The 22032-nt window shown below is 39.9% G+C and carries 21 protein-coding genes; 15 read left to right on the top strand and 6 right to left on the bottom strand.

Going from position 1 to position 22032, the window contains the following annotated elements; genetic code table 11:
• The first annotated feature begins 159 nt into the window (after positions 1-159).
• Both J3455_RS00540 and J3455_RS00535 read left to right on the top strand, forming a co-directional pair.
• The gene (locus J3455_RS00540) at positions 160-3303 is read left to right on the top strand and encodes a DEAD/DEAH box helicase (protein WP_349560743.1); all 3144 of its coding nucleotides are present in this window, start codon (positions 160-162) and stop codon (positions 3301-3303) included.
• Between the two features lie 229 nt (positions 3304-3532).
• On the top strand, positions 3533-4999 hold the full coding sequence (locus tag J3455_RS00535; RefSeq protein ID WP_167657303.1) for a DNA recombination protein RmuC: 1467 nt from the start codon (positions 3533-3535) through the stop codon (positions 4997-4999).
• A 38-nt stretch (positions 5000-5037) separates the two neighbouring features.
• On the opposite strand, the gene J3455_RS00530 is transcribed toward J3455_RS00535, so the two are convergent.
• Positions 5038-5742, bottom strand: a complete 705-nt coding sequence (locus tag J3455_RS00530) for a hypothetical protein (protein ID WP_349560742.1) — start codon at positions 5740-5742, stop codon at positions 5038-5040.
• A gap of 126 nt (positions 5743-5868) precedes the next feature.
• Between J3455_RS00530 and J3455_RS00525 the strand changes: the two genes are divergently transcribed.
• Entirely contained in the window at positions 5869-6444 is a 576-nt protein-coding gene (locus tag J3455_RS00525; protein ID WP_250662100.1) for a DJ-1/PfpI family protein, read from the top strand.
• Here the strand turns inward: J3455_RS00525 and J3455_RS00520 are convergent.
• Positions 6439-7320 (bottom strand): LysR family transcriptional regulator, encoded by an 882-nt coding sequence (locus tag J3455_RS00520; RefSeq protein ID WP_349560741.1) that lies wholly within the window; start codon positions 7318-7320, stop codon positions 6439-6441. The genes J3455_RS00525 and J3455_RS00520 overlap by 6 nt on opposite strands.
• Positions 7321-7420: 100 nt before the next feature.
• Between J3455_RS00520 and J3455_RS00515 the strand changes: the two genes are divergently transcribed.
• The 5 genes from J3455_RS00515 (at position 7421) to J3455_RS00490 (ending at position 13395) form a co-directional block, all read left to right on the top strand.
• Complete coding sequence (locus J3455_RS00515; protein WP_130052358.1) at positions 7421-7909, top strand: DUF2938 domain-containing protein; 489 nt, start codon at positions 7421-7423, stop codon at positions 7907-7909.
• Positions 7910-7918: 9 nt separating this feature from the next.
• Entirely contained in the window at positions 7919-8551 is a 633-nt protein-coding gene (tmpT, locus tag J3455_RS00510; RefSeq protein ID WP_130052357.1) for a thiopurine S-methyltransferase, read from the top strand.
• A gap of 275 nt (positions 8552-8826) precedes the next feature.
• A complete protein-coding gene (locus J3455_RS00500; RefSeq protein ID WP_167657307.1) occupies positions 8827-9627 on the top strand; it encodes a DODA-type extradiol aromatic ring-opening family dioxygenase in 801 nt (266 codons plus the stop codon).
• 94 nt (positions 9628-9721) lie between these two features.
• Entirely contained in the window at positions 9722-12061 is a 2340-nt protein-coding gene (locus J3455_RS00495) for a S9 family peptidase (protein WP_167657308.1), read from the top strand.
• A 452-nt stretch (positions 12062-12513) separates the two neighbouring features.
• Positions 12514-13395 carry an alpha/beta hydrolase gene (locus J3455_RS00490; RefSeq protein ID WP_130052354.1) on the top strand — a complete coding sequence of 294 codons (882 nt, stop codon included), beginning with the start codon at positions 12514-12516 and terminating at the stop codon, positions 13393-13395.
• Between the two features lie 44 nt (positions 13396-13439).
• Here the strand turns inward: J3455_RS00490 and J3455_RS00485 are convergent, their stop codons facing one another.
• Positions 13440-14450 carry an alpha/beta hydrolase family protein gene (locus J3455_RS00485; RefSeq protein WP_349560738.1) on the bottom strand — a complete coding sequence of 337 codons (1011 nt, stop codon included), beginning with the start codon at positions 14448-14450 and terminating at the stop codon, positions 13440-13442.
• Positions 14451-14520: 70 nt separating this feature from the next.
• A complete protein-coding gene (locus tag J3455_RS00480) occupies positions 14521-15369 on the bottom strand; it encodes a LysR family transcriptional regulator (protein ID WP_349560736.1) in 849 nt (282 codons plus the stop codon).
• 119 nt (positions 15370-15488) lie between these two features.
• Between J3455_RS00480 and J3455_RS00475 the strand changes: the two genes are divergently transcribed.
• On the top strand, positions 15489-16151 hold the full coding sequence (locus J3455_RS00475; RefSeq protein ID WP_130052351.1) for an FMN-dependent NADH-azoreductase: 663 nt from the start codon (positions 15489-15491) through the stop codon (positions 16149-16151).
• 72 nt (positions 16152-16223) lie between these two features.
• Here J3455_RS00475 and J3455_RS00470 read toward each other — a convergent pair whose 3' ends face one another.
• Positions 16224-16682: a GyrI-like domain-containing protein gene (locus J3455_RS00470; RefSeq protein WP_167657313.1), complete on the bottom strand. Its 459-nt coding sequence runs from the start codon at positions 16680-16682 to the stop codon at positions 16224-16226.
• A gap of 189 nt (positions 16683-16871) precedes the next feature.
• On the opposite strand from J3455_RS00470, the gene J3455_RS00465 reads away from it, so the two are divergent.
• The 6 genes from J3455_RS00465 (at position 16872) to J3455_RS00440 (ending at position 21572) form a co-directional block, all read left to right on the top strand.
• Complete coding sequence (locus J3455_RS00465; RefSeq protein WP_349560734.1) at positions 16872-17498, top strand: fused MFS/spermidine synthase; 627 nt, start codon at positions 16872-16874, stop codon at positions 17496-17498.
• Positions 17483-18373 carry a spermidine synthase gene (locus tag J3455_RS00460; RefSeq protein ID WP_349560732.1) on the top strand — a complete coding sequence of 297 codons (891 nt, stop codon included), beginning with the start codon at positions 17483-17485 and terminating at the stop codon, positions 18371-18373. The genes J3455_RS00465 and J3455_RS00460 overlap by 16 nt, the downstream gene beginning before the upstream one ends.
• On the top strand, positions 18370-18846 hold the full coding sequence (locus J3455_RS00455; protein ID WP_130052347.1) for a TlpA disulfide reductase family protein: 477 nt from the start codon (positions 18370-18372) through the stop codon (positions 18844-18846). The genes J3455_RS00460 and J3455_RS00455 overlap by 4 nt, the downstream gene beginning before the upstream one ends.
• Before the next feature lie 135 nt (positions 18847-18981).
• Positions 18982-19458, top strand: a complete 477-nt coding sequence (locus J3455_RS00450) for a MarR family winged helix-turn-helix transcriptional regulator (RefSeq protein ID WP_294091600.1) — start codon at positions 18982-18984, stop codon at positions 19456-19458.
• A 4-nt stretch (positions 19459-19462) separates the two neighbouring features.
• Positions 19463-20524 (top strand): HlyD family secretion protein, encoded by a 1062-nt coding sequence (locus J3455_RS00445; protein ID WP_130052345.1) that lies wholly within the window; start codon positions 19463-19465, stop codon positions 20522-20524.
• A 13-nt stretch (positions 20525-20537) separates the two neighbouring features.
• The gene (locus J3455_RS00440) at positions 20538-21572 is read left to right on the top strand and encodes a DUF2955 domain-containing protein (protein ID WP_130052344.1); all 1035 of its coding nucleotides are present in this window, start codon (positions 20538-20540) and stop codon (positions 21570-21572) included.
• Positions 21573-21597: 25 nt separating this feature from the next.
• Here J3455_RS00440 and J3455_RS00435 read toward each other — a convergent pair whose 3' ends face one another.
• Positions 21598-21915: a hypothetical protein gene (locus J3455_RS00435; protein ID WP_167657316.1), complete on the bottom strand. Its 318-nt coding sequence runs from the start codon at positions 21913-21915 to the stop codon at positions 21598-21600.
• Positions 21916-22032: the final 117 nt, after the last annotated feature.

Raw genomic sequence — 22032 nt, 5'->3', positions numbered from 1 at the left:
GCTCAGAATGTCAATTTTCAACTTTCATTTTCTTTTAAAGCAGTTTTTTACTAAGTTATCAGCTCCAACCAGTCCAATATTGCTCAATAGTGCTTTAGCTCTGGGTCGATAGATCATATACTGGCAGAATTATTTTTTGTTTTTACTGCCATAAGCGTTATGTCTGCTAACTTATCCAAAAATGACTTATTAGCTATCTTTGAAGAAATAAAACAAGAGCAAGAAACTCAGTTTCCCCTGTCTGAGCGCTTCATTAAACAGCTGTTTAAGCCACATGTGTTAAGTAAAGCAAAAGAGTATCATCAGAACGGTCAAATAAACTGGTTAGAACATAACAGTGACTTTAGTGTTATTGATGCATCGATGTTTGGTAACGAAGGAAATACCTTCACTCAGCATATTGAGATCAGTAAATTACCAAGTGGATTTTCGGTCGATTCACACTGCACTTGCGGATCTAAAACCAAATGTCGTCATATTGCCGCCGTGTTACTTAAGCTCAAAATTGAACATTCAGGAGACTACGGTGAAGACTACATCATTAACGATTGGTTTAGTGAACTTAAGACGCTTAAGCAGATTGCCAACGAAGATGCCAAACAGGTTTTATTATTTGTTCTTGATGTAGAGAAATCTATAGTAACTATCACCCCGAAGATTGCTAATTATGACCCTGAACATAATTATACCCTAGGTCGAAATCTTACAGAGCAGCAATTAAACAGCTTTGTAACTCCTACTGATTTACTAGAGTCAGACTTTCGTTTATATAGTTGGATACGCTCACAAAATGCACTCGGTAAATTAGAGCTCAAAGGTCAATGGGGGTTTGCTGCACTACAGCAATTAATCGCCACGCAACGTTTGTTCTTAGGTCGTTCACGCCAAGCTATTAAAGCTGATAGCATGCAAGCTCTAGAGTTTGATTGGAAACAAAATAAAGACTTAACCTCATTGAGTATGACGCTAGCAGGCCAAGATAATTGGTTATTATTAAAAACAACACCTCCGACCTACCTTGATCCAGAAAAACTAAAAGTAGGTCGTATTCGTACTCCATTAACAGCTGATGAAATAGCTTTACTCGCAAATATGCCTGCAATTCACACTGAGAACTTTGACCGTGTTTATCAGCAACTCAATGATAACTTCGGTGAAGGGGTTATTCCGCATGCTTTTAAGCAAAGTAAAAAAAGCCTAGCTCGAACTGTATTCCCAGTCATCAGTATTAATAATGACGAGGGTACAATCCACTTATCATTGCAGTTTAATTATCAAAACTCCTTGTATGATTTAAGCCAAGCTCCAGCGGATATACTCAACCAGTCATTAGAAAATACCGTTGTAAATGAATTAACTAATCTCGGTTTTGAATTATGTAAAGGGGCTTTACAAACTGAGTTTATCTTTAATAAACAATCAGTTATTCATGAGCACTGGCTAAAGTTTGAAATTATTCCTAACTTATTAAAGCGTGGTTGGAAAATTAATGATGAGTTAGAGGTCGGCAAAGCTCTAAAACAGCTTTCACTGCAAGTTGAGCGTGGTAAAGGACATCAGATAGTTAGTAAAATCGTGATCTCTGGAGTCAAAACGCAACAACTATTTATCACTGATAATAATATTTATCAGTCACTTAATAGACAAAGTGAGCGTTTCTATTATTTTACTGTAGGTAAACGCTTTGCGGTAGTTGAAAAGGTCGCGATGATGCAACTTAACGATTATCGTGAACGTTTTGAGCATATCAAAACGCGTGACGAAATCTTAATGCCGCTATCGTTTTTGCCAAAGCTTATTGAGCAAAAAGCGATTAAGGTGAATATTGTTGACGATGCGCTAGATGCTTATTTAGCTGAGTTAAGTGACTCACAACAGTTAATTAAAAAGTCCGATATTCAAGGCTTAAACAAAGGTGTGCAGCTAAGAGAGTATCAGCAACTTGGCGTCGACTGGCTCAACTTTTTAAAACGTCACCAGCTCGGTGGTATTTTGGCTGACGACATGGGACTAGGTAAAACCTTACAAGTCATCGCCTTTTTAGCTAACGCCAAGCAATCTCCACAAGCAGGCCCTACATTAATTGTTTGCCCAACAAGCCTTGTTGGTAATTGGCAAAGCGAAATTAATAAGTTTGCTAGCAACTTAAAAATCACCACAGTATTCGGTGCTGCTCGCAGCGACCAATTACAACAGCTGTCGCAAGCTGATTGTATTTTAACGACTTACCCACTGCTTAAGCGCGACATCGCTTTTTATTCGCCGCTTTATTTTGAAAATATCATTTTAGATGAAGCCCAATATATTAAAAATGATGCAGCTCAAGTTTCACGTTTGGTTAAGCGCCTTAATGCTGACTTTAAATTGTGTTTAAGCGGCACCCCTATTGAAAATAATCTATTTGAGCTTAAATCCTTGCTCGACTTTGCTATGCCGTCTTTACTTGGTTCGCAAACACATTTTAAAAGCTACTTTCAAACGCCTATTGAGCGTGATAACGATGTACAACGCGCTGACGAATTGAAGTCATTGATCATGCCATTTATCTTACGCCGAACTAAAGCGCAAGTTACTCAAGAGTTACCAGAGAAGACAGAGCTAGTAAAAGAATTTGAATTTGAAACTAAACAAAAAGAAATTTATACCGGTATAACTGAATCATTAGAGCAGAAATTGGTCGATCTATTTGCTCAGCAGGGTGTGCAAAAAAGTAAGCTGGCTTTTCTGGATGCATTATTAAAATTAAGACAAATTTGTTGTCACCCCAAATTGATAGATCCAACATCTCAAGCAGGCAGCGCTAAGCTTGAATGGCTTTCTAAACATTTACCTATCATGCTTAGTGAAGGCCGAAAGGTGATTATATTTAGTCAATTCACCATGGCACTTGATGTGATTGCGGAGCGATTAAATGAGCTTGGCATCAGCTTTAGTATGCTAACAGGGCAAACAAGACAACGCGATCGTGTTATCGAAGAGTTTACTCAAGGTGATACATCTGTGTTCTTAATTAGTTTAAAAGCCGGTGGTACAGGGTTAAACCTGACTCAAGCAGATACCGTGATTCATTTTGACCCTTGGTGGAACCCTGCTGTTGAGAAACAAGCGACAGATCGTGCTTATCGAATTGGCCAAACTAATCCTGTGTTTGTTTATAAATTGATTATGGCTAACTCAATTGAACAAAAAGTATTTAAAATGCAGCAGCACAAGCAAGCGCTTGTTGATGCATTATTTACTGAAAAATCAATGAGTTTTACTCAGTTTGATGAAGAGCAAATGCTTGCGCTGATAAAAAATTAAATTTTTTTAAAGTTTTTTTGAACTAATCAAATTTTAGGGCGTCTATTATTATGCTTGTTGTTAAATTGCAGTTTACATAAGCATTATGTTGATTTCCCATTTGGTTACTAAATTTTAGTAATGTTAGAGCCAGCTCTTCTTGAGCTGGCTTTTTTTATGCCTGATCCCCCTACTCTGTTGAGAACTATTTCGTTATGATGATGTGTCTTTAAGTTATTGAGTTTTCGATATGATTACAGAGCTAATTGCACAGATTAATTGGCAAAGTGTGGTGCTTGGTGCTGCTACAGGTGCACTCGCAAGTGGTGTTATTTTTGCTCTGCAAAAAAGCCGCTTAAAAGAACAGTTAGCTGAACTGCAAAATAGTCATCAAATTCAGCAAAGCCATTTAGAGCAAACGCAGTTGCAATTACAAGAAAGCCAACTCTCGTTTTCTCAATTGCAGCAAGATTACGCTGAACAACGTGATGAATCTCAACACTTTAAAACCCGTTTTGTAGAACAAGAAAAACAAGCACAGCAATACAACCAATTTTGGCGTCAAGTCGAGGCTGAGCTTGCTGCTACCAAAGCGACTCTCAATCAACGTGATATTGATTTAAGTACTTTACGCAGCACGGTAGAGCAAAAAGAGCTGCACTTTAAAGAACAGCTCAGTCAAATCAAAGAAAGCAAAGAGCAACTTAAGAAAGAGTTTGAAAATCTTGCTAACCAAATCCTTGAAGAGAAATCTCAGCGTTTTAAAACCTTAAATCAAGAAAGCATTGAGCAATTATTAAAACCTGTTCAGGGTGAGCTAAAAGGCTTTCGCGATAAAATGGAATTGATCCATGTTGAAGATCTCAAACAGCGTGCTGCACTTAAAACTGAGTTATTGCATTTGCAAGCTAAAAGCCAAGCTATTACTGAACAAGCTGATAGACTTAGCACTGCGTTACAAGGTCAAAAGAAAACCCAAGGGAATTGGGGTGAGTTAATGCTCGAAAATGTATTAGACAGCGCAGGACTGCGTGCAGGTGTAGATTATCAACGTGAAGTGTCGTTTAACACCGAAGATGGTCGTCTACGCCCTGATGTGGTGGTGTATTTACCACAACAGCGTCATTTAGTTATCGATGCTAAAACCTCGTTAAACGCTTACACACGCTACGTAAATGCCGATTCAGAGCTTGAGGCACAGCAAGCGCTAAAAGAGCATGTAACGGCTGTTCAATCACGTATTAATGAGTTAGCAAGTAAAGCCTACGATAGACTACCAGGTATTAACTCCCCTGAAGTGGTGATCATGTTTGTACCGATAGAGTCTGCATTTGTTGAAGCGCTTAAGTACCAGAGTGATATTTATCAGCAAGCAATCGAAAAAAATATCTTAGTTGCTACTCCAACGACCTTATTGACTAGCTTGAACATCGTAAAACAATTGTGGCGTTTTGAAGAGCAAACTAAATACTCAAAAGAGCTTGCTGCCCGTGCAGAGCGCTTTTATAACAAGCTAAATGGTTTTCTTACTAGTATGGAAGGGGTTGGTAAGCAATTAGACCGCGCCAAAGAAAGCTATGATAAAGCGTTTTCTCAGCTGTATCGTGGTAAAGGGAACTTGATTAAGCAGGCCTCTGAGTTCAAAGAGCTGGGGGTTTCTGTTCAAAAAGAGTTACCCGCGGAAAGTGTTGAAAAAGCCCAATTAGAGTTAGATTAAATGCGATACAAAAAAGCCAACGTCATGTTGGCTTTTTATTAGTTAATTAGTTCAGCTGACACGATATCGTTGAGCATCAAAAAGTGGTTAAGTACAGACTCCTCAAGCTCGAATACTTGCGCTACTTTTTCGCCACTTGCTGACATCCCTGTTTGCGTTCCTGCAAACTCGATATGTAACCCTAAACGCTTCAGAGTTTGGACATCGTAACTATAAATAGCTGAATCACGTTTTTCGGTAATGCCAGGCATCATACCTATGATAGTAACCGCTTGTTCAACATTGATGATTTTAAAAAATTGTCGTTCTGCAGTTTGCCATTTTGCAATATAGCTAGCGACCTCGGGAGATTGCTCCATCGGCACGTATAATGCTTGTAATGAGCCCCCATGCCAGCCTATAACGGCTTGTTCTTCAACGAGAACATGTGGACTTGCGGTAAGTACGTAGTTGGCGCAAGACGATGCACAAAGCTCGTGTACTACAACATTGAGTTGATACTCATGCACTAAGCCACCTAAATGTAGACCCGCCATCACATCACCCCCTTGGCTATTAATAACCAAGGTATTGATTTGTTGATCGCTACTTACTAATAATTGTTCGAACTTTTCAACATTTTGCTTTGATGTTTCGCCCTGAAAATAAATAGTGCTCGGCGATACTTCACTGATTTCAGCAACGTTTTGCTGTGTTGTTTTACAACCAACCAGCAGCACGCTCAATAATAATAAAAAACGCATTAACAATGCCTTGAAGTTTTGTTTGTATACAGTGCGCAATTTAATAATATGTTATTAACGAACTGCAAAAATGGCATAGTACGTTTTTTTGCTTGAGAAATAAATCAACATAACAGGAACAATTGTATGAATATTGGAATTTACATTTATGATGATGCCGAAGTGCTCGATTTCTCAGGTCCATTTGAGGTGTTCAGTACCGCTAAGCGCCTAGCGGATAATGACTGGCAAGTGAGTTTAATTGCCGAAACTACTGGTCCTGTTCTTGCCCGTGGTGGTTATAGTGTAAACCCCCATTACAGTTTCGCTGACTGTCCTTCGCTTGATTTACTTATTGTGGTTGGTGGCGACCATACTCTAGAACTTGAAAAAGCAGAGGTTATTGCGTGGTTAAAAAATACTGCTACTAAAACCAAACGTGTTGCCAGCGTTTGTACAGGAGCATTTTTGCTTGCTAAAACGGGGCTTTTAAACGGTAAAAACGTCACGACCCACTGGCAAGATCAAACCCATTTGGCTGCTATGTTTAAAGATCTTAATGTGATTGCCGATACTCGTTGGATCACCGACGATAAGTTTACCTGCTCAGGTGGAATTTCTGCCGGCATTGATATGAGTTTAGTGTTAGTCGCTGAGCTTATTAGCTACGAACATGCCTTATTGACTGCTAAACAGATGGAATATCAATGGCAGACTTTATAATTGTTCAGCAATATAGTCGGTTATAAACTGTTTTAAACAGACAGCCTTTTTACTCAGTAAACGTGCGCTTGGCCAGATAGCATAAATGTCGCGGTTTTCCCCTCGCCAGTGTGGCAGTACTTGAACTAACTGCTGAGATTTTAATTCATCTATAACCTCAAACCGAGGTAACAAAGCAATACCTTGCTCATCACAAACTAAGTATTTTACAAATCCAGTATCGTTAAAGGTGGCAGCAAATCGGCACATATGGTTATAAGTTGCATTCGTGTGTGTATTGGTTAACTGCCATTTATTTCTTAATGTGGTGCCAATTAACCTATGCTGTTTTAAATCAGTTGGCTCTTCTATAATAGGTGCTGAATCAAGGTATGCTTTTGTGCTTACAAATAAGGTATCAACACTGCCTAACTTTTTTTGATGGAGCATAGAATCAACCTGCGGCCCCACTCTAATCGCTATATCAGCTTGGCTTTTACTCAGATCTTCAAGTTTATTATTAAGCAATAGCTCAAGTTGAATATCAGGGTACTGTTTAGTAAATGCTAGCCACATAGGCTTTAAGAAACCATGACTAATATTGAGAGGTGCCAGAACTTTCAGCTTCCCTGACAATTGTGCTTTTTGCTCATTAAGTTGACGATGGGTTTGTTCAAATTGCTCAATTAATTCAACATAACTTTGAAAATATACCTCTCCTGCTTGCGTTAATGTGCATTGCCTTGCTGAGCGATTTAAAAGCTGCTCGCCTAGGCGTTGCTCAAGTCGTTGCAAGCGTCTCGATACAGTTGCGGTAGGCAACGACAAGCTCTCAGCCGCATTACTTAGGCCGCCTTGTTTAACAATCTGTATGAATAGGGCAATATCGTCAATCATGTTCTCATTTATGCAATCATAGTTTGTTTATCTTGCTATTTTTAGCATTTTTGCAATTAGATATCATGTCTTTTATTAAATCATTTAAGAGCATCTAATTATGAGTGTTAATGATATTTATGTGATAACTTTTGTAGGCATAGCGGCGACTTTGTTCATTGATCTTTATGCTTTTCTGCTGGCTAAAGTGTTTAAGATACCGTCATTAAACTTTTGTTTAGTTGGCCGTTGGGGCTTGGGTTTATTAGATGGAAAGTTTAAGCACCTGAATATAGCAACTAGTCCAGTTAAGCAGTTTGAGTGCGTGTTTGGCTGGTGTTTACACTACTTTATTGGTGTTTTATTTTCGTTTCTATTTATATTATTGGTCGGTATTGCTTGGCTTGAACAGCCCACCTTAATCGCTGCATGTATATATGGATTAGCTAGCGTATCTATGCCATTTTTTGTTATGCAGCCCGCTTTAGGGATGGGGATAATGGCTACGAAAACAGCAAACCCACTTCAAGCCCGCTTAAAAAGTGCTGTAACTCACCTACTTTTTGGTGTCGGAATATATTTATCAGCTCAATTCATTCAATTTATTTAGGAGTATGTAATGGACGCAAAGCATTGGCATCAACGTTGGGAAAATAACGAAATTGGTTTTCATGAAGGAGACGTTAACCGTTATCTAGATCAGTATTTTACTAACTTAAATTTGCAGCAAGGCGATACTGTTTTTGTACCACTGTGCGGAAAAACTCACGACATTCATTATTTGCTAGCGCAAGGTATGCGTGTTGTTGGGGCAGAACTTAGTGAGATAGCCATTAAGCAGTTATTTGATGAGTTAAAGCTAGAACCCGAAATTAGCCAACACGGCGAACTATTACGTTACCAAGGCGCAAATCTAACCGTTTGGGTGGGTGATATTTTTGCACTTACTGCAGCTGATCTTGGCCCTATCAACGCAGTTTATGACCGTGCCGCTTTAGTTGCGCTACCAAAGCCAGTGCGCATTCGCTATACCCAGCATTTACTTGAATTAACTAATAGAGCTAAACAGTTAGTGGTGGTCTTTGAGTATCAGCAAAGTGAGTTTTCGGGTCCGCCGTTTAGTGTAGTCGCCGATGAACTACATCAGCACTACGATGCTTTTTATCAACTAACATTACTGTGCAAAGAACCTCTCGAAGGTGGCTTAAAAGGGCAAGTCCCTGCCATGAACGTAGCTTGGCATTTAAGTTAGTACTTACAAACTATTGGTGTGTAAATTCACACCCTAGTTGTGCGTTTTTGTGGCTAGTTATTGTACCTCTGTGCGTGCACTATAGAGATACCAATCCGCAATAATACTTAATCATTTTGAGGGATTAAACCTGTCGCTACCTGCGTTAAAAATTTCTGAGTTAGAACAACTAAATAACGAAATTTTTGCCTTGCTATCAACGAGGTTTCTTCGCCTCACAATAGACTACTTAATTAAGCGAATTGGTATGAAAAGCGTATTTAAGGAGTACATTTATGCAAAAGCCACGCGTTTTCTTTGTTTCACATGGCGGCGGTCCTATGCCTTTACTTGGCGATCCAAGTCATGCCGATATGGTCACTTGTTTGCAGTCCGTTGCTGCTAAAATTAAAAAGCCATCTGCTATTTTGATGGTGAGTGCGCACTGGGAAGCGAACCCTATTAGTATTACTTCGAGTGCTGCTCCTGAGCTAATTTATGATTACTATGGTTTTCCTGAGCCTGCTTACAGTATTGAGTACCCAAGCCCAGGTGAACCAGCCCTTGCCGAAAAAGTACATCAGGCATTGGCAAAAGCTAATATCGATAGCGCATTAAACCCATCTCGTGGCTTTGACCACGGTATGTATGTGCCTTTGAAAATTATGTATCCAGAAGCAGATATACCTTGTGTGCAATTGTCGTTACACCCAAGCCTTGAGCCAAGCTTACACCTAGCGATAGGTGAGGCTTTACAACAACTTGATTACGATAATTTATTGATCATTGGGTCTGGCTTTACTTTTCATAATATGCGCGCATTTTTCACCCCTGAAACCGCTGAAATTAAAGCGCAAAATATGGCTTTTGAGCAATGGTTAGTTGATGTATGTGGCAATACTGAGCTGAGTGAGCAGCAGCGACAAGCTAAGCTATTAGAATGGCAAATGGCCCCTGCGGCGCGTTTTAGTCATCCTCGTGAAGAGCACTTATTGCCGTTACATGTTTGCTATGGTGCGGCGATGCGCCCTTGTAATGATATTTACGAGCTACGTATTGCCAACAAGCAAGCCAGTATGTTTTTGTGGGACGATTGAGTTTAAGTTCAACCCCCCTGATAACACGATAAAAGCTCAGATTTTATTCATCTAATTTGGTACGCTAGGTAAGTTAAAACCTAGGAACAACAAAATGAATTTAATAAAAACATCAACCCTTGCGTTTGCTGTGGTTGCGGGTTTAGGTTTGCAGGCATGCTCAACTGCAGAGCAAGCTAGCACCCCATCAGCAACAGTGAACGCAACGGCTAATCCACTCTCGCTTGCACAAATTTATAAAGAAAAAGACTTTAAAGCTGAGCGTAGCACCTATTTTACGTGGCTCGATGATGGTACTGGCTACACAGTACTTGAAGAGCGCGAAAGCGATAAAAATACTCAAGACGACAAAGCTAAAGACGATGAACACGGCGTAAAAGGCAATGATATTGTGTTTTATAACGCCGATGGGACGGGTCGTAAGGTGCTTGTTAGTTACGAAAAATTAATTCCCAAAGGTGATAAAGAGCCACTCACCGTTGAAAGCTATCAATGGTCTAAAGATGGTAAATGGCTGATGGTTTTTACCAATGGCGAGCAAGTGTGGCGCTCACGTAGCCGTGGTGATTTTTGGCTATTAAACCTTGAAACAGATTCGCTATATCAGTTAGGTGGCGAAAACATCGAAGCGAAAAAGCTAATGTTTGCTAAGTTCTCACCAGATAGCTCAAAAGTAGCTTACGTGCGTGATAACAACATCTACATGGAAAAAGTCGGTAGCAAGGCTGTGACTGCTTTAACCACTGATGGTAACGACACCATTGTTAATGGTAATTTTGACTGGGTATACGAAGAAGAATTTACTATTCGTGATGGTTTTCGCTGGAGCCCAGACAATAAATCAATTGCCTATTGGCAGCTTGATACCAGTGGCGTGAAATACTTCACCATGATCAATAACACCGATGATCTCTACCCTACCCTTAAAGAATTCCCGTATCCAAAAGCCGGCGAGATGAACTCTGCGGTTAAAGTGGGTGTGGTCAGTCTTAGCGACAAGAAAACTCGCTGGGCTGAACTTGGTGGCGATAATCGTGATCGCTATATTCCACGTATTAGCTGGGCAGGCACTGGTGAATCTTTGATGATCCAAGATCTTAACCGCCCGCAAAGCCACAACAAGGTTTGGTTATTCGACTGGCAAAAACAACAGCTAACTAAAATCCTCGAAGATAAAGACGATGCCTTTATTGAGTGGTTTTATAAAGCAAACTGGTCAAAAGACGGTAAGTTCTTTATTTGGCACAGTGAGCGTGATGGCTGGCGTCATCTATACCGTGTATCTCGCGATGGCAAAACGGTTGTTGATTTAACGCCGGGCGACTATGACATCATTGATATGTTAGCGCTTAACGAAGATAAAAACGTTATGTACTTTACTGCATCACCGGATGATCCTAGCCAGCGGTATTTATTCCGTACGTCGTTAGATGGCAGCTCTAAACCTATGCGCGTAACGCCAGCGTCATTTGATGGCTCAAACAGCTATTATATGTCTAAAGATACCTCTTGGGCGATGCACACATTCTCTAAATTTGGCACTCCACCAATGAAAGAGATCATCAAAGTAAGCGATCATAGCAATGTGAAAACCTTAGTTGAGAACAAAGCATTAAAAGAGAAATTAGCGACTGAGCAATTACCGACTCACGAGTTCTTTACAGTTAATGCCCGTGATGGTGTTGAGCTTGATGGCTACATCATGTTCCCAGCGAATATGGATAAAAGCAAAAAATACCCAATCGTTTTCTATGTTTATGGTGAGCCATGGGGCTCAACAGTACAAGACCGCTGGGAAGGTAACAGTTACTTATACAAGTCGTATCTAACTCAGCAAGGCTTTATTGTTGCCTCAGTTGATAACCGCGGCACGCGCGCACCAAAAGGCAGAGATTGGCGTAAGTCTATCTACAAAAAAATAGGCTCTATTACCGTACGAGACCAAGTTGACGCCCTTGATGCAATGGCAAAACGTTGGGATGTCATTGATACCGACCGTGTCGGTGTATGGGGTCACTCTGGTGGCGGTAGTTCAACACTTAATTTGTTATTCCGCCATGGTGATAAATATAAAGTTGGTATTGCCTCAGCCCCAGTGCCAGATATTCGCTTGTACGATACTATCTACCAAGAACGCTATGCGGGTAACCCAAATACCGATCCTGAAAGTTACGACAACACGTCGCCGATTACTTTTGCAAAAGATCTGCAAGGTAAGTTGCTACTGATCCACGGCACCGGAGATGATAACGTACACTACCAAGGTTCAGAGCGTTTAATTAACGAATTAGTTAAGCACAATAAACAGTTCGAGTTTTTCTCTTACCCGAACCGTTCTCACAGCCTACGAGAAGGTAAAGGCACTACCCTGCACTACCACACTATGATGGCTAACTTCTTCGAAAAGCATTTACTTAATACCAACCCACAATAATACTTAATCATTTTGAGGGATTAAACCTGTCGCTAACTGCGTTAAAAATTTCTCATTTAGAACAACTAAATAACGAAATTTTTGCCTTGTTATCAACGAGGTTTAATTGCCTCAAAATAGACTACTTAATTAAGCGGATTGGTATAACAAGTAAATATGCTTTATAAAAAATACCGCAGCTTCAACGTTAAGCTGCGGTCTTTTTATGCAAACTGTAAACCCCCGTTACACAAAGAAAGCGTTTAGATGAAAGCTATCAAATGTTCGATGTAAATTTTCAGTGCTGGCAATGGCGGCTGCGAGCTATTGGATTATCGAGCAAGCGTATAATGAATATCTTGTATCACAGTTAAGTCGGTGAAAGAGGCTAACTAATACCCTGTTACAATTGTCTTATTAACTAATATTTATAATTGAAGTAGTGTCATTAAGTTATTGATTAAGGATATAAAATGGCATTACTAAAATTTAGATTTCAGTATCTAGCTTGGCTTATTACATTTGTTTTGTTAGCTACAGGCTTGTATATCGCGATGAAATACCAACAGCACTATAGTTCACGCTTTATTGATATAGATATAAAGTCGAATGCGCTTTCAGAAATGCGCCGAGTTTTCATTCGCTTGCCCAAAAACTACAACCCTAACAAAGCTTATCCGCTCATAATTAAAACTGACGGCAATTTTAACCTTGATACTTGGGATGACGCTTTAAGTTTTCTTGAAAGCACCGATGACAAGCATGAGGTTATTCTCGTGGCCATCCCGAACCTGTTTTGGCATGACACACGAAATCGTGATTTAGTGCCACCTTACGCCCGTAAGGATGTGGCGATAGAAGCTCGCCCAATTAATCAAAATCAACGAGAAATATTTGGTAAAGCTGATGTGTTTTTAAAATTTATTGAAACAGAGCTAATACCCTATTTAGAGGGAGAGTACCGTATTAGCGGGGAGCGCACACTAACAGGTTTTTCGGCGGGAGGTAGCTTTGTGTTATATACCATGGTTACTAAACCAGAGTTATTTAATGCATACTTTGCTTTTAGCCCTGCGGCTTGGTATGACGATAATGTTGTCGTAAAACAGTTCAGTAAAAGCTTACCTAATACAGCAGGCAGCACTCACTATTTTTATGTCACATTAGGTGGTGATGAGAATCCAATCATAACCGGTGCATTTAATGGCTTAGTGAATGCTCTTCAAAAGCATGCACCAAACGACCTTACCTGGCAGCACCACATCAACAAAGGAGCTGACCATGAACAAAACGCAGAGCAATCCGTTCGCAGTGCGCTTGATGGGGCGTTTAATCATTTTGATATGGCTAAGTAATGATTAAATAGGGCCTTTTTGGCCCTTTTTATTTTCAAAAAAAGTTACAAATAAGTGTTAAACCAACTAACTAGCTCTGCTTCTAGTTGCTTTTTATGGCTCATTAAGAAGTGGTTGTCACCTTCATACACCACAAGCTTATGGGGGATATGATGCTTATCTAGCGCTTTGGCAAATTGAATTGAGTTATCGACCGATACTCGTTTATCGTCACTGCCATGAATAAGTAATATGGGCACTTTAGGTGAGAGCTTATCAACCCAGTTCATTACAGAGCGTGCTTCAAGCTTTGCTTGTTTGTTCTCTTTATAATTGGGGATACGACGTACATACACGTTATTTTCCATGTTAGGTCTAAACGTAAGCTCTTTAACTAAATCGGTCGCCCCTGCAATGGTTGCAATGGCTTTAATCTTGTTTGTGTGTTGCATCGCAAGGTGGGTTTGCATGCCGCCTCTACTTACTCCTAACATGCCAATACGGTTTTCATCTGCACTTGCTATGTGAGGAATAAAATCAATAAGCGCAAGTACGTCATTAACATCTTTGCCACCAAACTCATCTAAATCATCATTTTTTGTTAATGTACCGCGGTACTGACTGCCGATAACCACAAAGCCTTGCTCTGCTAAAGGAAATAAATTTCGCATCATTGCTGCAAAATAAACACTGCCAAAATTACCGTTACCGCCGCGGTTATAAATTAATACTGGTAGCTTATTCTTGATGACTTTAGGTTTGATGATATAACCAAGCACTTCAACATCATCAACCTTATATTTAAAGTTATGGCAGGTTAAATTTGTTTTAAAGTTATCGAACATATCTTGTGGAAAGGTTTCTTCAAAGGCTTTAATACGCTTTAAGTACTCAGTCTCGGTTTTAGCTTTGCGTTTATTCTTTTGCGCTATAAATTGGTGCCACGAATCATAGTCAGCAAAGATGCCTGTGAAGCAGTCTGTTTCTTTTGTTACGTGTTCATCATCGATAATTTTCGCTGCGCTGGTAGAAAAAACAGCAAGAGATAGGCTGGCAAAGAGTAGTAATTTATACACAACAACATCCTTTTTGGTGGCTAAAAGTTACTAAACCACAGTAACTTAAATGAAGGTTATTTGTACAACATTAATTTAGTAAACGCTCAAGCCACTCAATCACAACTTTTTGTATAGATGTTTCAAAGCGATTTTTTTCGGGGATGTAGTAACATAGTTTTGATTCAACATCTTGGCTATTAAATGGTGTTAGTAACCCTGCATTTAAATAAGGTTGAACCAAGGTTTTTGAGCAAAACACCACGCCTTTATTGGCGAGCACCTGATTTATACCAAATAGCTCTTGATCAAATGTTTTTATCTCGAAACATGAGTCATTTAGGTTATTTACTTTGAGCCACTGCGCTAATGGTGGAGCAGGTAGCGCATTATTTTTCCACTGGCTTGTGTATAAAGTGACCTGTTCATCAAGCCAAGGGGGGCTTTTATCTGAGCTTGCTGCAAACACATCAAAGCGCTCATACTTGATGATATCTGATTTGTTTACTTCCTCACTATTTCCTAGCCGAACAGGCAAGGTATGAAGCTGCTTATCTAAAGTTTCGCTGGTTGATATATCAAGCTGTAAATGTGGTTTTTTGTTATTTAGCTCTTCTAAAGCGGGTATTAATCTTAGGGCTGCTAGAGAAGATGTTGTGGTGATACGTACTTGGTTATGTGCTTGGCTCACCTGTTCAATTGCCGCAAAAATAAGCTTAAAGCCGCTAGTTGTGTTTTGGCTTAGGTACTCGCCTGATGGAGTTAAGGTTATCTTTCTCACTTCGCGATGAAATAAATCAGTATTCAAGCGGCTTTCTAGATTAGCAATGTGGTGCGATACCGCTGTAGGCGTAATCGCAAGCTCAGCGGCGGCTGCTTTAAAGCTACCTAATCGTGCAGCTGATTCAAAGGCTTTTAAAGCGTGTAATGATATATGCATAGTTGAACCCACCTAAATTTATAGATGAGTATAACTTACTTATAGTGAATTATAACTCGTTTGTTAAATGGCGCACATTTAATGATGATACCAACACATTAACTAATGAGGTATTTACTATGACTACTCTGCTACACATTGATGCTAGTGTGCGTTCAGCTAAAAATGCAAACCCTAATCACGACTCAATCTCTAAAAATATTGCTAAGCAATTTGTAAATCATTTACAGCAAAACAATGCTATAGCTGAGTATATTTACCGTGATGTTGGAATGAATCCACCTTCATTTATTAATCAATCTTGGATTGGTGCTGTGTTTACGCCTGCCAACAAGTTAACGCTAGAGCAAAAAGAAGTACTGGCCGAATCAGATGAATTGATAAATGAATTGGTTAACGCTCATACCATAGTGATATCAACGCCTATGTATAACTATGGCATGCCCGCACAACTAAAAGCATGGTTTGATCAAATCGTTAGGATCAATAAAACATTTGACTTTGATTTGCAGCGGGGGGATTTCCCTTTGCAACCATTATTAAGTGGTAAGCGTTTGCTGGTTATAACCTCAACGGGTGAGTTTGGCTTTGAGGCAGGTGGTATACGAGAGAGTATGAGTCATTTAGTGCCGCACATTAAAACGTTGAGTAAGTATTTAGGTGTTCAGCATATTGATGAAATTGCTTGTGAGTATCAAGAATTTAACGACAGCAGGCATCAACGTTCTTTGACTAATGCCTATGCTAAGGCTGAACAGTTAGCACTGAGATACATCAATTAAGATTACAAAACAAAGCCGCAATAAGCGGCTTTGTTGTGTAATGGGGCTTTACATTATAAATTCGATTTAACGTTATTCTACCGAAATGAACACCTCAACTTCTTCACTGCTTTTATAAAACTCATAGTCAGTTTTATATGCTCGGATGTGTGGGCATTGTTCATTACTAAAGTACTGCCAAACTTGACCCCAAACATCTATAACGGTTTGTGGCATGGCTCCTTTGGCGCTAAAGCGAAGGTAGTTACCTGTGGCAAGTGTAGTTTGTTCTGTCTCTGGTGAAGTGACTTGCTGGTCAGTACAAGCAAATACATCAAACTCCCCTGTGACATCTGACTCATAGTGAGTGTATACGCCATATACTTTGCTAGATGGCGTTAAATTTGGCGCTATGTCTGTGTAAAATTGCTGCCATAAGCCTGCAATTTTGGCACCTTTACCACTCATTTCGTTCATATTACTGGTGCGAACCTTGAGGCCAAATAAAGTCGTTGGGTTGTCGATATTGATTTTCGTTACTTGCTGATCCATTGCATTTATCCTTGTTTTTTGTTCCCGCTAAAATACCAGAGCATATGTGCTTTAACCTAGCCTTTTTCATTATTTATTTTATTACCCCTCATTTTGTCAACGGCCTTTACAGCTTAAAAAACAGTCATAGCATCCTTATCAGCATCAGGTTAAGATGGGCAAAATAACAATAAAATCAGCGGGTGTTTAATGAATAATATCAATGCGCTTATCTACTTTTTGGCCTTTAGTAGCGGCTTTTGTATTATGGGAATTGAGCTGTTAGGCGGACGAATTTTAGCGCCGTACTTTGGCAGTAGTGTGCATATATGGGGCAGTATCATCACTGTATTTATGTTGAGCTTATCGATCGGCTATTTGCTTGGTGGCAAGCTTTCAATCCGCAACCCGTCATTAACTAAATATGGCCTAATATTCTTTGTGGCTAGCATTATGGTTGTGCCGATCGTACTGTTTGCTGAGCCAATTATGACCTTTATTTTCACCTATATTGAAGACAGTCGTTACGGCTCGTTACTGGCTTCAACGGCATTGTTTTTTATCCCAACAACAATACTCGGCATGATCTCACCTTACTCAGTGCGATTATTGGTTACCGATCATGAAAAAAGTGGTCAGGTTGCCGGTGGTTTGTATTTTGTGAGCACTCTAGGAAGCGCCCTTGGCACGATTATTACCTCTTTTTATATGGTGCTAGCATTTGATGTTAACGACATCATTAAAACCTTTGCCGCGGTTTTAGGCTTGCTTGGGTTGCTTGCAATTGTTGTTAGTCAAATAAAAACGAAGGAGCGTACTGTATGTTTAGAGTCTTAATGGTTTGTTTGATCATGACACTACCCTTTAATGGCTTTGCCGAAGTAATTCATAAAGAACGCTCGCTTTATCGCAATATTTTAGTGGAGAAGTCTGGCGATTTATTGTGTTTAAAATTTAACGAAAAAACCCGTAAAAGTACGCAAAGTTGTATGTATAAAAGTAAGCCTAAAAAGCTGGTGTTTAATTACACCAAAATGACGTTTGCAAGCTTACTATTTATTGATGACCCTCAGAATGTATTGATCATTGGGTTAGGGGGCGGTTCGCTTTCTAATACCATTCATGAGCTTTACCCAAGTGCTAGTATCGAAAACGTCGAAATTGATCCCGCGGTAATCAAAGTTGCCCGTGATTTTTTTAGTTTTGTAGAAACTGATAACGTAACGTCTAAAGTGCAAGATGGTCGTATTTTTATTAAACGAGCTGCCCTTAAAAAACAAAAGTATGATTGGGTAATTCTTGATGCTTTTAATGGCGACTATATCCCAGAGCATCTACTCACTAAGGAGTTTTTTACGGAAGTAAAAAGTGTTTTGGCTGATGGCGGAATTATCGCTGCAAATACTTTTTCATCGAGTAAACTTTACCAGCATGAGTCAGCAACTTACTTCGATGTGTTTGGTGACTTTGTCAATGTTGTGACCGATGAAAACTCTAATCGCATTATTTTAGCTGGCTTCGATACTATGCCTAGCCAGCAACAGTTAGCTGAACGAGCCAACAAACTAGCAAATAAGTTAACACCTTACGATGTTGATTTGCAGTTACTCAGCGAGCATTTGTTTTATACTAAGGGTAATCAAGATTGGCCTGCTGATACTAAAGTACTCACTGACCAATATTCACCAGCGAACTTATTAAATTATCAATGATCAAATACGGCTTAATTGCATTTCTTTTATTTGCTTGCTCTGCTGCTACGGCAGAGCACCCTTCTACCGCTCCTTTAGCGGCAAGCCAGCAACAATTGTCTAAACTTTTGAATCAATATAAAGGGAAAATCGTGTTACTCGATTTTTGGGCATCTTGGTGTAGCCCTTGTAGGCGGTCATTTCCTTGGTTTATTGCCATGCAAAGTAAGTATCAAGAGCAAGGACTTAAAGTGATAGCTGTAAACATTGATGTTGAGCGCAGTGATGCTGATGTGTTTTTAACTGAGTTTGCTGTGAACTTTAATATTATTTACGACCCTGATGCTGTTATTGGTAGGCAATACCAACTGAAAGGGATGCCGAGCAGCTTTTTAATCGATAAAGAAGGTATAGTTCGATATCAACACACTGGATTTTTAGCTGATAAATTAGACCTCTATGAAAGCCATATCAAAGAGTTAATTGCTAATTAGTATTATTAAGCAGATAACTTTTGCTGTTATTCGTTTTTGTCGAACATTGCTATCTATTTTATTAATTGCACTAATATTTACTTAGCATGCTAACTACATTAAAATAGTTAGCATGCTAAGTAAATGGAGCGCATCATGTCCTCTACTCCCCCTTTTCACGAAACTCTTGATTTAACATTATGCGGCAGTATGGGCCGTGTGCATCGATTATGTCGCGATGCAGTAACTTTGGCGGTCGAACCTCTTGGACTCACTCAATCTCGTTGGACTGCAATGATGCACCTGTCTCATTTAAACCAAGGTTGTACGCAGCAAGAGTTGGCAAGCAGCTTAGGTATTGAAATGCCATCGTTGACTCGCACTATTAAGCAGCTTGAGCAACAAGAGATTATTGCTCGCAAAGCTGATGCTGAAGATAAACGCAGTAAACGTCTGTACTTCACTGAGCAGGGTCTACAATTGTTAGACACATTACAAGTGATTATCGCTGATGTGAAAGAGCATCTTTATGCCGATTTGACCACAGAACAACTCGATACTATGGCACATGGTTTAATTCAGATGGAGCAAAACGCTCGCCAGTGTATCCGTCATTATTCAGGAGATAAGTAACTTTATGACGCCAGATCAAAAATTTGCCCGTTACGTAAAAATCTCTTTGGCGGGTTTCATTGTTTTATTTTTATATTTTGTGATTGCTGATCTATACATGCCTGTCACACCACAGGCCCGTGTGTATCACCCTGTTGTGCAAGTGACGCCACAAGTAAGTGGGCGTGTGACTGACGTATTAGTGACCAATAATCAAGCCGTCGAAAAACAGCAAGCCTTGTTTAAGATTAACGATGAGCCTTTTGAGCTTGCCGTTCAACAAGCTGAACTTGCTTATGATGATGCGAAACAACAAAACCAACGTTTAGATAGTAGTGTCAAGGCAATAGAAGCGCAGTTAGCTGCTGCTCAAGCTAAGCTGCATGAACAAACGTTGCTGTTCGAGCGCGGTGAGTCGTTATTGAAAAAGCGCTCTATTTCAGAGCAAGAGTACGAAACAATCAATGCAAACTACCAATCAAGCAAAGCGAATGTAGCTGCAATTGAAGCGCAGCTTAGCGAGGCTAAATTAGCGCGTGGTAAAAAGGGTGATGACAATTTAGCGCTTCGCCATGCCCTAAATCAGCTTGAGCAAGCGAAACTAAATTTGTCGTACACTACAGTGACTGCCGATACCGACGGTAAAACAGCAAATTTACAAGTAACACCGGGTACTTATGCTAATAAGGGCCAGCCGTTAATGGCGATTGTTGCCAATAAGGCTGATTTAGTGGCTGATTTTCGTGAAAAGTCTTTAGTTCACGTACAAATTGGTAGTACTGCAAAAGTAAGCTTTGATGCGCTACCGGGAAAAGTGTTTACTGGCAAAATTATTAGTTTTGAAGCCGGTGTAAGTGACGGTCAGCTCAATGCAAACGGTTTACTCAGTGCCACAGAAAGCAGCAATCGTTGGGTACGAGATGCACAGCGTCAACGTATTCATATTCAACTTGATGAACACCAGATGCTAGCTAAGTTCCCAAGTGGTGCTCGTGCAACCGTACAGCTTTTGCCTGACTCTAGCATCGGTAGCTGGTTTGCGAGCATGCAAATCCGTTTTATCAGTGTTCTGCACTTCATTTACTAAGGCTGGGTGAGCTATGTCTGTATTGCAACTCGATGGCAATGGCTTGCGCCAGGCGCTTCGCATTGCTACGGGCTCAGCATTAGGGTTTGCACTGGCAAAATTGATGAACTGGCCTAATGGCATCTTTTTTACTGTTTACCCTATGCTATTGCTCGGCTTAGTGCCTGTGTTAAACATGCATATCATTCGACAGTTTTACGCAGGCGCTGTATTCAGTGCATTATTTGTACTTGTAGTGCAAGGGCTGTTCTCTCACTTGCCTGTTGTTATGACGATGATCTGCTTTGTGGCATTTGCCTTTTTATTCTATCAAATGAGTCGTGGCGCTAACTTTTTATTTGGCGCTACAACAGTGGTCAGCTTGTCTATTCAATTGCATTTTTCGACCTACACAGGTGGAGGGGTAAGTATTTATCCGCTGATTATTAGTAATGCCGTTGCAGTTGTGGTTACTGTGGTGTTTTCGATGCTAATGCATGGTTTATTCCCAGATGTTTCACCGCGCCAAGGCCGTCAGATGCCAGAAAAAGCAAAAGAAAGTGTACGCCATGAGGTATTACTTTGCTCAACGGTGGCAACCTTGTCATTTGTGGTTTTTCAGGTTTTTGATTTACAAGATTCAATTTCTGCTCAAGCAGCATCTGTTCTGATCTTATTTTCGTTATGCTGGAAAGCGGCTGGTATGGCTGCATGGCAACGTGCTATAGGCACTTTAATTGGCTGTAATTTGGCCTTAGTTTCACAGTTATTCTTGTACAACCATACTGATATTTTGATATTTCCGGCGTTAATTCTATGGATCTTAACTTTTATCTTTAGTCGTTATCATATAATTGGTGGGGGTATTCCAGGTGTCGGTTTTGGTATTATTACTACATTTGGTATTTTGTTTGGCCAATCATTGGGGCCGGGGCAAGATCTAGTATACAGCGCACTTTATCGCTTTTCGTCAGTATCAGTGGCAATACTGCTGAGCTTATGTGCAGTGTACATTATGCATCACATTTTAAATCGCTTTGAAATGACAAGGCATCACACATTCGAGTAAAATCTAATATGCACAAAAAAGGGAGTTATTCAGTACTCCCTTTTTTATTATTTGGTTCGAAAATTGTGGGTAAAGACTTTAATAAATCCTCTTGCTTCTTTACAACACTTTGTACGCAAGTTTTTGAAGCAACATCTGCAACCCAAGCGCCCCATTGAGAACTGCCTGGTTCTTCTCCAGGTGTTGCCCACCATCTGGCTTTATAAAGAATTTCGTTATAACAGGTTTCACTACCTTGCGGATACGCGCTTCCAGCTTGCCAAGAATCTACAGCAAAGCTTGAAATAGGCATCGTTGACAGCGTTATCATTGCAGCTGCAAAAAAACGTGATTTTTGGCCCATACGCCCCTCCTTTATTATTCTGAAATTGTATTACTATTATAGACGCGGCAGGATTAACCATCAATTAACTTTGTTAACAAGTTACACTTCTTTACAGTTTCGCTCATTTTTGACACG

The sequence above is a fragment of the Pseudoalteromonas sp. NFXS39 genome (genome assembly GCF_040148775.1).
Taxonomy (GTDB): domain Bacteria; phylum Pseudomonadota; class Gammaproteobacteria; order Enterobacterales; family Alteromonadaceae; genus Pseudoalteromonas; species Pseudoalteromonas apostichopi.
Note: the sequence above shows the minus strand (reverse complement) of the source record. Positions and strands in the feature narration are given on the sequence as shown.

Coding starts and splice junctions, on each gene's coding strand:
- J3455_RS00540 (WP_349560743.1), top strand. CDS start 160: ATGTCTGCTAACTTATCCAAAAATGACTTATTAGCTATCTTTGAAGAA.
- J3455_RS00535 (WP_167657303.1), top strand. CDS start 3,533: ATGATTACAGAGCTAATTGCACAGATTAATTGGCAAAGTGTGGTGCTT.
- J3455_RS00530 (WP_349560742.1), bottom strand. CDS start 5,742: ATGCGTTTTTTATTATTATTGAGCGTGCTGCTGGTTGGTTGTAAAACA.
- J3455_RS00525 (WP_250662100.1), top strand. CDS start 5,869: ATGAATATTGGAATTTACATTTATGATGATGCCGAAGTGCTCGATTTC.
- J3455_RS00520 (WP_349560741.1), bottom strand. CDS start 7,320: ATGATTGACGATATTGCCCTATTCATACAGATTGTTAAACAAGGCGGC.
- J3455_RS00515 (WP_130052358.1), top strand. CDS start 7,421: ATGAGTGTTAATGATATTTATGTGATAACTTTTGTAGGCATAGCGGCG.
- tmpT (WP_130052357.1), top strand. CDS start 7,919: ATGGACGCAAAGCATTGGCATCAACGTTGGGAAAATAACGAAATTGGT.
- J3455_RS00500 (WP_167657307.1), top strand. CDS start 8,827: ATGCAAAAGCCACGCGTTTTCTTTGTTTCACATGGCGGCGGTCCTATG.
- J3455_RS00495 (WP_167657308.1), top strand. CDS start 9,722: ATGAATTTAATAAAAACATCAACCCTTGCGTTTGCTGTGGTTGCGGGT.
- J3455_RS00490 (WP_130052354.1), top strand. CDS start 12,514: ATGGCATTACTAAAATTTAGATTTCAGTATCTAGCTTGGCTTATTACA.
- J3455_RS00480 (WP_349560736.1), bottom strand. CDS start 15,369: ATGCATATATCATTACACGCTTTAAAAGCCTTTGAATCAGCTGCACGA.
- J3455_RS00475 (WP_130052351.1), top strand. CDS start 15,489: ATGACTACTCTGCTACACATTGATGCTAGTGTGCGTTCAGCTAAAAAT.
- J3455_RS00470 (WP_167657313.1), bottom strand. CDS start 16,682: ATGGATCAGCAAGTAACGAAAATCAATATCGACAACCCAACGACTTTA.
- J3455_RS00465 (WP_349560734.1), top strand. CDS start 16,872: ATGAATAATATCAATGCGCTTATCTACTTTTTGGCCTTTAGTAGCGGC.
- J3455_RS00460 (WP_349560732.1), top strand. CDS start 17,483: ATGTTTAGAGTCTTAATGGTTTGTTTGATCATGACACTACCCTTTAAT.
- J3455_RS00455 (WP_130052347.1), top strand. CDS start 18,370: ATGATCAAATACGGCTTAATTGCATTTCTTTTATTTGCTTGCTCTGCT.
- J3455_RS00450 (WP_294091600.1), top strand. CDS start 18,982: ATGTCCTCTACTCCCCCTTTTCACGAAACTCTTGATTTAACATTATGC.
- J3455_RS00445 (WP_130052345.1), top strand. CDS start 19,463: ATGACGCCAGATCAAAAATTTGCCCGTTACGTAAAAATCTCTTTGGCG.
- J3455_RS00440 (WP_130052344.1), top strand. CDS start 20,538: ATGTCTGTATTGCAACTCGATGGCAATGGCTTGCGCCAGGCGCTTCGC.
- J3455_RS00435 (WP_167657316.1), bottom strand. CDS start 21,915: ATGGGCCAAAAATCACGTTTTTTTGCAGCTGCAATGATAACGCTGTCA.